General features: G+C 49.1%; 9 protein-coding genes. 3 read left to right on the top strand and 6 right to left on the bottom strand.

Features of this window, described 5'->3' with window-relative positions; genetic code table 11:
• Positions 1–213 precede the first annotated feature (213 nt).
• The 6 genes from AB7D94_RS13970 to AB7D94_RS13945 all read right to left on the bottom strand — a co-directional run bounded on the left by AB7D94_RS13970 (position 214) and on the right by AB7D94_RS13945 (position 7721).
• On the bottom strand, positions 214–345 hold the full coding sequence (locus AB7D94_RS13970; protein WP_420266545.1) for a hypothetical protein: 132 nt from the start codon (positions 343–345) through the stop codon (positions 214–216).
• Between the two features lie 153 nt (positions 346–498).
• Positions 499–2193 carry a single-stranded-DNA-specific exonuclease RecJ gene (recJ, locus tag AB7D94_RS13965; protein ID WP_420266543.1) on the bottom strand — a complete coding sequence of 565 codons (1695 nt, stop codon included), beginning with the start codon at positions 2191–2193 and terminating at the stop codon, positions 499–501.
• Positions 2194–2197: 4 nt separating this feature from the next.
• Entirely contained in the window at positions 2198–3154 is a 957-nt protein-coding gene (secF, locus tag AB7D94_RS13960) for a protein translocase subunit SecF (protein ID WP_420266542.1), read from the bottom strand.
• Positions 3151–4773 carry a protein translocase subunit SecD gene (gene secD / locus AB7D94_RS13955; protein ID WP_420266541.1) on the bottom strand — a complete coding sequence of 541 codons (1623 nt, stop codon included), beginning with the start codon at positions 4771–4773 and terminating at the stop codon, positions 3151–3153. Before secD ends, secF begins: the two co-directional genes overlap by 4 nt.
• An 89-nt stretch (positions 4774–4862) precedes the next feature.
• On the bottom strand, positions 4863–5198 hold the full coding sequence (gene yajC, locus AB7D94_RS13950) for a preprotein translocase subunit YajC (protein ID WP_420266540.1): 336 nt from the start codon (positions 5196–5198) through the stop codon (positions 4863–4865).
• A gap of 273 nt (positions 5199–5471) precedes the next feature.
• On the bottom strand, positions 5472–7721 hold the full coding sequence (locus AB7D94_RS13945) for a hypothetical protein (protein ID WP_420266539.1): 2250 nt from the start codon (positions 7719–7721) through the stop codon (positions 5472–5474).
• Positions 7722–7994: 273 nt separating this feature from the next.
• Here AB7D94_RS13945 and AB7D94_RS13940 point away from each other — a divergent pair, with 273 nt between their 5' ends.
• The 3 genes from AB7D94_RS13940 (at position 7995) to AB7D94_RS13930 (ending at position 10720) form a co-directional block, all read left to right on the top strand.
• Positions 7995–8414: a response regulator gene (locus AB7D94_RS13940; RefSeq protein WP_420266538.1), complete on the top strand. Its 420-nt coding sequence runs from the start codon at positions 7995–7997 to the stop codon at positions 8412–8414.
• Positions 8415–8690: 276 nt separating this feature from the next.
• Positions 8691–9473, top strand: coding sequence for a zinc dependent phospholipase C family protein (locus AB7D94_RS13935; protein WP_420266536.1), 783 nt, complete (start codon positions 8691–8693; stop codon positions 9471–9473).
• Entirely contained in the window at positions 9470–10720 is a 1251-nt protein-coding gene (locus AB7D94_RS13930; protein ID WP_420266535.1) for a molybdopterin molybdotransferase MoeA, read from the top strand. Before AB7D94_RS13935 ends, AB7D94_RS13930 begins: the two co-directional genes overlap by 4 nt.
• Positions 10721–10871: the final 151 nt, after the last annotated feature.

The following is a 10871-nucleotide window of genomic DNA, read 5'->3' as shown; positions in this document are numbered from 1 at the left end:
GTCGCGGAGTGAGATAAAATATATTATTGTAGGTATGATTTAGAAATGGAATTACGTTCAGCCCTTCCCTTCCGGTACTATGGCCTTGCTGACTTCTGACTGCTCAGCCCTGCATCGCTGCAAGGTTTGTCGGCTTCAAGTTTATCTCACCGACTTTTCAGTCAGACCTCCCCGGGTAAGAACGCATACTTTCACTCCATATATCCGCCGCATTTACTCCGTAAGTCTCGGATAGCTTTGGGCTTCGTTTTGTTTGGCAAACTCGCCCGACTTAGCGTAAGCCTTATATGCCGTTGTGATCCTCAGACCGGAGCTTGCCGCCGGCAACACCAGATTCCGCGTCACAACGGACACCCTTGCCTTTGGCTAACGGTTGGCGCTATCAGCCCCCGTAGTGGACTTACACCACCAAGTATGCGCCCGTGCCGGGCGCACAAGATTAACGACGAAGGGGGGTAACCCCCCCCTCGTATTTTTGCCAACATTTTATCCAGAACATCATTCACTGGCCCGCAGTGCCTTGATATTTAGCTGAACGCAGCGGCCGCCGTTGTAATCGTTTATAATAGGAGTGAACGCGGCGTCAACACATTCAGAGTTTTCAATGTCGTCTATAAGCCCTCCCATGTCATATCCGATTGCGTCAATGACAAAGCCGTTGTGGCCTAGTTTCAGCTTCAGGTGGTTCTTCCCTACTATGCGGGGTTTTATTGCCAACAGGCCGCGCGAACCGAAAATCGGGTCGGGATTTCCACAACCATACGGGGCAAGCCTCGACAATTCAGACATCAGTTTCATATTCACGTCTTTAATAAAGCAGTCCACATCAATCGTAATGGTGGGCGAGGAGTCGGCGTCACGCGCCCCTTCTACGAATTCGTTGACGGCCTGTTCAAATAACGGTATGTTGGTGGCTTTCAATTTCACCCCCGCCGCCTGTTTATGCCCTCCGAATTGAATTATGTGCTGTGTGCACGAAGAGATGGCCTTGCATATGTCTATATCGGGAACGCTCCTTGCGGAGCCTCTCGCAATGCCGCCCTTTATGGAAAACACTATGCTCGGCAGATTAAATCTGTCCACCAGCTTTGAGGCAACAATGCCGATGACACCTTCATGCCAGCCTTCGTCCCCTACCACTATAACGCGGCCATGAGGTTTAATGGCCCCTAATTTGGCTAAAGCGCTATTGAACACCTCTTCCTCAATCTTTTGCCTTTCCTGATTCAATTTTGTGAGATATTCGGCCAGTGTTTGCGCCTCATTCAGGTCTTCTGTCAGCAGGAGGCGCACTACGTTAGAGGCGTCGTCCATTCTGCCCGCGGCGTTGATTTTCGGTATCAGCATGTATGAAAGCATATCCGGCTCAGGTATACGTCCATTAATGCCGGAACATTTTATAAGCGCCTTGAGGCCAGGCCTTCGCGTCTCATGCAATACCTTAAGGCCGTCCTTTACAATCAATCTGTTTTCACCAGTCAGAGGCGCTACGTCGGCTATGGTTCCAAGGGCCGCCATATCCAGCAAGCCTTTATCCATCCTGCCAAGCAGGGCGCGGCTGAGCATCAGGGCAACTCCCGCACCTGTGAGATTTGGAAACGGTGAGTTATCCCCTTCAATCTTAGGATTTATTATGCTGACGGCCCTGGGCAACTCACTGCCGCCGCCATCAACATATGGCTCGTGATGGTCGGTGATAATAACACCAATTCCGTACTGGCGTGCCGCCTCAACGGCCGCATAAGAGCTAATTCCACAGTCAACTGTTACAATCAGAGAACACCCCAGCTCCCTTGCCCTCTCAACCGCCTGTACGTGAAACCCATAGCCGTCCTTAAACCTGCTCGGGATAAAACACTCAACAGAGGCACCCATGCCACGAAGGGTCTCAGTTAATATAGCGGCCGCGGTTGTGCCGTCTGTGTCATAATCGCCACTAACGAATATTTTCTCTGAATGTGCGACGGCACGGCATATCTCACTGGTTGCCTTTTCCATGCCGGAGAGCCTGAAAGGGTCGCCAATGGAATCTATTGTGGAATGCAAAAAGTACCTTGCCTGCTCCGTCGTTTTGATGTCACGGTTGACCAACACCTGCGCCACCAACGGCGACATGTCCAACTCCCTGGCAAAGTACTCTAAGAAATCCTTATTAGTCCTCTTCAGCAGCCATCGCTTTTGTATCAAAGGCATGGCGTCAACGTTGTTTCTTTATCAACGGCTTATTCCCTGACCAAAGCAGCACGACCGGGCTGGCTACAAAAACAGACGAATATGTCCCCACAAGGACACCGAGAATCATCGCAAGCGCAAAGTCATGCAGCACCTCGCCGCCAAATATAAACAGCGCTATCGAGGCCAGAAGCACCGTCAGAGACGTAATCAATGTCCTTGAGAGCACCTCATTAATGCTCCTGTTTATGAGGCTGTCAATGGTTTCCTTTAATAACACCCTCATGTTTTCCCTGATTCTGTCAAATACGACCACCGTGTCAGTTAGCGAATAGCCAGCGATGGTTAAGAGTGCTGTAAGGAGGATTAGGTTTATCTCAAGTCCGGTGATGTAAAAAAATCCAAGCACGGCAAGGACATCGTGAAATGTGGCCACAATAGCCCCTAAGCTGAAACTGAACTGAAAGCGCCATCCAACATATATGAGAATCCCCACAGTGGAGGCAATCACCGCCCACAATGCGTCCACCCTGAGCCTTTTACCAACCTTCGGGCCTATCTCAGAGATGGAATCCACGGTTATCTTGTTACCAGGAAAACCCTTCGTAAGGGCCTCAATGACCTTGTCCGACAACCCTTTCTCTACTGCGGCGGCATCTTTGGAGGACGACGGGGAAGAGGTGTGTTCTCCCGCTTTTTTTAATACGATCAGCACCTTTTTCGCCGAGGGGAAGTCCTGAAGGTCTGCCCCTTTTATGCCGTTACCCTCCAGGGCTGCTCTGACCTGGTGAAGGGTAACTCCACTGTCAAACTTGACCTGAACGGCCGTGCCGCCAGCAAAATCTATCCCAAGATTCGCCGTCCCACGCGCTATCGCCACAATGGCAAGGATGCCGACCAACGACAGTACCCCTGAGACTATAAAGGCAATATAGCGCTTTCCCATAAAATCTATATTGGTTCGTTTAATAATTTCAATCATATGCTGAGATTCCTAACCTCCTTAGATGAATTCAGGTAGTCAAAGACGGCCTTCGTGCCTATGAGAGAGGTAAAAAGGTTGATTGCTATACCAATGCTCAATGTAACCGCAAACCCTTTTATCGGGCCGGTGCCGAATTGAAACAACACCGCCGCCGTTATAAGTGTGGTCACATGTGAGTCAACAATCGTCAGGAACGCCTTATCGTACCCTGAGTCAACCGCCGCCCGCGGGGTCTTCCCAAGTTTTATTTCATCTCTCATACGCTCAAACATAAGGACGTTCGTATCAACGGCCATACCTATCGCAAGGACAATACCAGCAATGCCGGGCATTGTCAGGGTGGCATTCATTGCCGCCATGGCCCCCAGAAGAAATATTATGTTTAAGACGAGGGCAACATCAGCAATAGCTCCGGCCAGGCGGTAGTAAAAGGCCATGAACACGGCCACAAGGAGAAACGCCACCAGCGCCGCCCGCTTGCCAGCCTCAATGGAATCAGACCCAAGCGACGGCCCCACGGTGATATTCTGAAGCAGGGTTACGGGGGCAGGTAAAGAACCGGCCCTTAACACTATGGCGAGGTCTTTTGCCTCTTCCATTGTGTATGAACCAGAGATTTGCGCGTTTCCACCAGAGATTTTCTCCTGAATCACAGGGGCGGAGTACACGTTGCCGTCAAGTATAATGGCCAGGCGCTTCTTTACAAACTTGCCAGTAAGCTCCTCAAAGAGCTTCGCACCCTCAGGATTAAAAGTAACAGAGATATACGGCGTATTGAAGCGCGAATCAATGGCCACTCTGGCCTCTGACAGAAAATCTCCCGTGAGAAGCGATTCTTTCTTTAGCAGATACGGGCGTTTTGTCACCTCGCCGGTGTCCTTAGAAGTGTGTCTTTCAAAGAGTATCTCGCTGTCTTCGGGGATTTTTTCTTTCATCTTCGCGATGAACTCTTCCTCGTCGGCTGGCTTGACAGAGGCTGGAATCTCGGCGGCCAGTTTAGATTCGTCATCAACGAGCTTAAATTCAAGCTGGGCGGTTTTACCGATTAAATCAATCGCCCGTTTGGGGTCTTTTACGCCGGGCAGTTGAACAACTATCTCGCCCTCCCCTTGCCGCTGGATAACCGGCTCGGCAACGCCGAACTGGTCTATGCGGTTGCGTATGGTCTCAAGGGCCTGGTCTACCGCGTTTTCCTTAATGGATTTAATTTCCTTTTCGGAGAGGGTATAGACCAACCGGCCATCGGATTCTTTGGCGGTAAGCGTGGGATACGCGTCCTCAACGACCTTTCTTGCCTCAACAGAGGCGGGGACGATAATTATCTCGGTGCCACTTACTGTGGCCTCCGCCTTCATTTCTTTCTTCGACAGGAGTTTATTAATGCCGCTGGCAGTCCTTTTGGCGTTGAGGGCAACGGCCTTGTCTCCCTCCACTTCAAAGACAAGGTAAATTCCACCCTGAAGGTCAAGGCCAAGGATAATACCCTTGTCCGGCATAAGGTCCCTGTAAGCCTTGTTCATTAACTTATAAACAGGCGTATTTGGAAGCAGTGCTATAAATGACGCCACAAGCGCCAGGGCGATTAGAGAAAAACGCCACTTTATGTTCTTTTTCACGAAACAACCTCCTTACCGTAAACCGTAATGTGAAACTATACAGCGTAACGTGAACTATGCCCGTGTTTAGCCGGGCAGCGACAGGAAACTCAGTCTTCTTCCTGATTAACCCGTACGGCGGCTATAAAGGATTTGCCGAATTTGACTTTCACATTCTCCGCAATCTTCAGGACGACCGTATTGTCGCCTACGCTCTCCACGAGGCCATAGACACCACCGGAGGTGATGACCTTATCACCCTTTTTGACATTGTTCAGCATCTCCTTATGCTCCTTTGCCTTTTTTTGCTGTGGCCGAATGAGGAGCAGATAGAAGATCGCAAAAATAACGATCAACGGGAAGAAACTCATAAACATATCAGGGGCACCTGCGGCTTGCCCGGACGGCGGCGCCGAACCCATTGCCCATGCCAGATTCTCAAACATTGGTTAATACCTCCAAAATTTTTTATAGATAATCGCTATGATAACCTTTGTACGATTATTATATCAAGGTATTTTTGAGACTGCCTGAACTGATTTTATGTACATCGCTCACGCCGCGACAAAAATTGTCCCCACCCTGCTTGTCTTGTCGTCATTCCGGCTTGTCCGGAATCGTTCCCATGTTTGGCTATTACATAATCGCCTGACTGCTTGTCTTGTCGTCATTCCGGCTTGTCCGGAATCTGTCTATCCACGACGTAATGTTGTAAAATATTACTGACTGAATGCCAACGTCTTCCTGACAAGCAGGGCCGTCCCGCCAAACATCACGCCAAGCATAATAATGTCATTCATAAAATATATCTCATCAAGACGCCTGTCCATAGAAAACCAGATAGGCGCTATAAGCATTATCATGACCTCAATCCCCCGTAGCGACAACACTATGGCCTGTCCCCTCGTAACAACCAACGGCCTCCACGCCCATACCATAAACAAAATCACACTCATCACCCATACGTGAAGCCCCTCCGGCATCAAACCCGTCACATTAAACCCCCAATACACGGCAAAGGCAAAGAAAGGAACCGCCACCACCGCCGTAAACACAACCGGATGCACCCGCGCGCCGTCATATGTTTTTTTAATAAATATCAGCAGTGCCGCCAGCCCAAAACCAAACGGCACCGTATTCCAATACTGAAAGCAAAAGGGTATTATGCCGGGCACCCGGCCATTCAAAGAGTTGACCTCCTGCGCGCCGCCCGTATGAATATACAGATAAAGAGGAATGACTGTATTGGCCAACGACTGCAGGCGTGAAGTAACCCATGCCAAAGTCCCTGCGCCCAGCTTTTCATTGGACATCAATATGTACTGAAGAAAAAACGCCTGACGGTCAGAATCCACATTGACTACTTCCCAGAAAAAAAGAAACAACCCGCAGGTTATGACGATAAAACTGCTGTCTATCACTATTTTTTTATATTTTACATATATTAAATCCCTCAGTGAACCATCCTTCTCCACCGCTATCAAAACAAACAGGATAACGGGAAGCGAAAAGAGCGCCATAGGATGAAACAAATACCCCAGTCCAAGAAAAAGGCCGGACAGCCGCGGGCGCTTAACAAGCACGGTATATAAGGCCGCCATAACAAGGCCAGCCGCCGCAAGTTTAGGCCATGAATAATAGACCTCGTGAATAAAAAACGGCGTCAGCGCCATCAGTAAGACGCAAATAATCCCTGCCCTTTCCCCGGCAAGCACAGAGGCCACACTAAACATGGCCAAAAGACACTCCGCCGACAACACTATCATAGCAATCCGATATACGGCAAACCCCTCGTTGTCAAAAGGTGCCCATGCCTGCGAAGGCATTCCAGGCGGGGGCTTTCCCCCTGCCAAAAACACCAGAGAGGCCGCCGTCAACCCGCCCATAGGCGTGCGCGACGAAAACGACCACGGGTAGAAATATCTACTGCCCGCCCTGCTGTACGGGTCTAGTCCATTGCCCGCTAACTGCACCACATGGTATTGAATCCTGCTGTCAGGACGCCCTCCGGCATCCAGCGTCCTTGATATGGTTCCTCCATACATCTCCTCAAACGGCCCGACAGAATAACTCCCCTTTGCTGCCGCTATTAATACGACGATAAATACAATGCCGATGACCTTCCACTCCGCATTTGAAACTAACGCGGAGGCACTCCTGATGCCAAGGACAAAAAAACAGAAAAATAAGATTAACAGGCTGAACCCCGCCGCAATATACTGTGGATTTATCCTAAGAGCCTCCTTCCAGCATATCAGGCCGCAGATGGCCAAAATAAGCACCCCCGGCACGGCAATAAATGCCGCCGCCCTGAAAACTGAATTTTGCCATAGTAATGTCCTGATGGCAAGCCCAGGTCCCAGTATCAATGTCACAGCGGCAAACACAGAAAGGACAATCCTCAAAACAGCCATCAATTCGCCCGTCTTCCCCGTAATAACGAACGGCTCAGACACTGCAAACCATGTGTTAGTACCGCTGACCGCTCCCTGTTTTGCCACTATTCTGACCTTATATGGTCCCCGCTCCCGGTTAAGGTGTATTTTCCTCATGACCATGACATTTCTGGGATTTACCCTATCTGTTAAGTCAAACCTTTTTTGCATACTGCTTTCCGACTGAACCTCCACCTGCACGCCATTGCCATCCAAAAAAGGAAACCCACCCGTCATAATGTAAAAGTCACCGCGAGCAACGTACCAACGAGAAAATTGCTCTTGTGCCTGACTACCGAGAAACGAATAGACCCTCAAATTGTCGGGCATACCGACACGCTGCTCTGCAACATACATCGGAGGAGGAAATGGTGCTGTGTCTTTGGCCTCTGGAGAGTCGGCCTCCATGAGTGTTGAATAGCTAAAGCCAGAGTTAAAACGGAAGGCCGGTATTGCCATGCTGATTCCTATATGTATCAACGTGATAACAATAAACATATACAGCGTCACTTTAATAGCTCTGCCCTTTTTCATTCACTCGTCCTCATTGGCATCTCGTGTATCTTATTGTACACTAAAGGACAGGCATATTTAGTAACCTTATCGTGCTGCCGTTTTTTTCTTTCAACAATTTTTTTCTTGCATTATTAATAAAACTTTGTTAGACTACCGCAAGAGGTTGCCATGTAGGTGCGGTTTACTGTAGGTGCGGTTCAATTAATGATGTGGCGGCTTTGGCGTTTAATGATGTAGCGGCTTTGGCTGAGTTGCTTATTTCGTTGAGTTGCTTGTACCGGGGAGAATGTATTGGGGAGTGATAGTGTAACAGACGCAGTTGGCGCCGCGTCCCGTGGGAGCATACTTTTCATGGACGATGACGGCGATATAAGGGAGGTTACGGCTGAGCTTCTCCATGAGTTCGGCTTTGCGGTCGTGCTGGCTGAGGAAGGTTCTGAGGCCATCTCTATTTACGAGAAGTCTCTTGTTGACAACGCCGTCTTTGATGTTGTTATCCTTGACCTTGTCGTTCCCAAAGGCCTGGGGGCAAAAGACACCATTGCCAGATTACATAAGTTAAACCCATCGGTCAAGGCGCTTGTTGCCAGTGGCTATTCGAACGACTACATACTTGACAACTACAAGGAGTTCGGATTCTGCGGCACCCTGGTAAAACCATATAAATTCGATGAATTACTGGACGCCATTACCACATTAATTGCACGGTAAGGCCGCGCAGAGCACTCTTTACATCTCCCTGAATAAATTATTGTTATACTCACTCCGCGATAGAAAATTGTATCCACACGGCTTGCCTTGTCGTCATTCCGGCTTGTCCGGAATCTTATTTGGCTGGTGAGAATGTGTAGAGACAGATTCTGGACAAGCCGGAATGACGGACTATACGGTAAATCCATTATTCCCTGTGCGAAAGTTTGGTTAGAAATGTCGTGGAGTGAGATTGTTATAGTATTTTAGGCGGGAATGTTATAGAATATAAAGACGATGCTGCTGTTCATGTTTGTTGTGCTGGGATTTATAGCAATACCGACGGCGGGTTACGCGTGGGGGCCGCTGACCCATATGTATCTGGGCAGCGAGGTGTTGTCCCTGCCATATCTCCTTCCTCCGGCCATATATGTGATTATAAAAAAATTCAAAGAAGATTTCCTCTATGGAAACATAATAGCCGACATCGTCCTCGGTAAAAAATATCTCCCTCAAAGCGGGAGTTCCCACTCGTGGGAATTCGGCTTCGCCCTTTTAGACAGCGCCCGTAACAACCAGCAAAGGGCCTTCAGCTACGGCTACCTCTGCCACCTCGCCGCAGATACTGTCTCACACGAAATCCTCACAAAGGAAAAAAAGAACATAGAACACACAATATACGAACTCAAGGCCGACAGCCTTATAAACAAAAAATACTGGCTTCGCGCGGTAGCAATCAAGCGAAGCGTCCAGAAACGCAATGACGAATTCCTTGAGCATTCCATATGCAATACCTTTTTCTCTTACAAGGCCAACAAGAGAATCTTCAAAAGTCTCGTCTACATGTCATTATTTACATCCATGTCGTTTGTCAACCTGTTTGAGAAATCGTTCTTTTTGAGTTGCAGCCCCCCCACTGAGGCCATTAAAGACCTTACTGACACATCACTAAAACGTATCGTTGACGTCATGACAAATGGGCGCGCCTCTTCGGTTACGAAATACAGGCCGGCGGGTGAAATAGTGCACGGTTCAATTTATAAAAAACTCTTTCTGCAAGATCCCATTAACAAATTATGATTGATATGCTTGGCAGGGCGGATGCCATCCCGTTAAGTAAGGCACTTGAACTGCTCAACAATACCGTTTTCGCAGCTCCCGCAATTGAAAAGTCTCCCATAGAGGACACCTGCGGGAGGATACTGGCCGAGTCAATTACCTCAAATGAGGACGTGCCTCATTACGCTCGTTCCACGATGGATGGATATGCGCTGAAGGCGGAGGATACATTCGGCGTAACTGAGACCTTGCCCGCATACATTAAAGTGACAGATGAGATAATCATGGGTAAGACCCCTAATTTTCACATTACACATGGTGAAGCGGCCAGGATTCCAACCGGCGGGATGCTTCCCTCCGGCGCAGACGCGGTCATAATGTTTGAACACACACAGCCCTTAGGCGACTCGGACATTGAGGTATTGAGGGCACTTGCCCCAGGTGACAATGTCATCCAAAAGGGGCAAGATGTCTCTAATGGAACCGCGTTGCTTTGCCGTGGCCATAAAATCAGGCCCCAGGACATGGGGGCGCTTGCAGCAATCGGCATCTCTGAGGTATTGGTCTATAGAAAGCCCATTGTTTCCATTATCTCAACGGGCGACGAGATTATCCCCCCGTCAATGCAGATTAACGGCGCGCAAATCAGGGACATTAACTCATATAACTTAAGCGGCCTGCTCTTAAACAATGGTGCAACGCCAGTGCGAAAAGGGATTTGTAGGGACGACTACGATGCCATACGCGCCATTGTCTCAGATGCCATTAAAACGTCTCAAATGGTCTTAATCACGGGCGGCAGCTCCGTAGGCACGATGGACATGACAGAGAGGATTATTAACGGCCTCGGCAGCCCTGGCGTCCTGTTTCACGGCGTTGCTGTAAAGCCCGGCAAACCCATCATCGCAGGCTGCGTTGGCGGCGTACCCGTCTTCGGCCTCCCCGGACATCCCGCAGCCGTAACAGTCAGTTTCGAGGTTTTTATTAAAGCAGCAGTGGTTTTAAAACGCCTGACCGGCGAATTACTCAACGAAACATATCACCCCATCACCAAGGCAAGGCTCACGTCAAATATCGCGTCACAACCGGCGAGGACTGATTTTATATGGGTAAAAATCCTCAATAAAGACGGTGGGCTATACGCGCAGCCCATACTGGGTAAATCCGGCCTCATCTCAACACTTGTGACGGCTGACGGCGTAATAGAAATCCCGGCCGACAGACGTGGGCTTGAAAAAGACGAAGAGGTACTCGTAAGACTATTTTAGAGGGGTGCTGCAAGTTAAGCCTCTGAAAGTTAAGCCTCCGGTGTATAAGTATTTATTTGGCGTCCACAACGGGATTCGAACCCGTGTTAAGTGATTTCTTAGTAAGCGTCAAGAAAACCCCATCTTTACAGTGGGGGTAGCAGATGTCATA

The sequence above is a fragment of the Candidatus Magnetominusculus dajiuhuensis genome, from assembly GCF_046044395.1.
GTDB classification, from domain to species: Bacteria; Nitrospirota; Thermodesulfovibrionia; order Thermodesulfovibrionales; family Magnetobacteriaceae; genus Magnetominusculus; species Magnetominusculus dajiuhuensis.
Note: the sequence above shows the minus strand (reverse complement) of the source record. Positions and strands in the feature narration are given on the sequence as shown.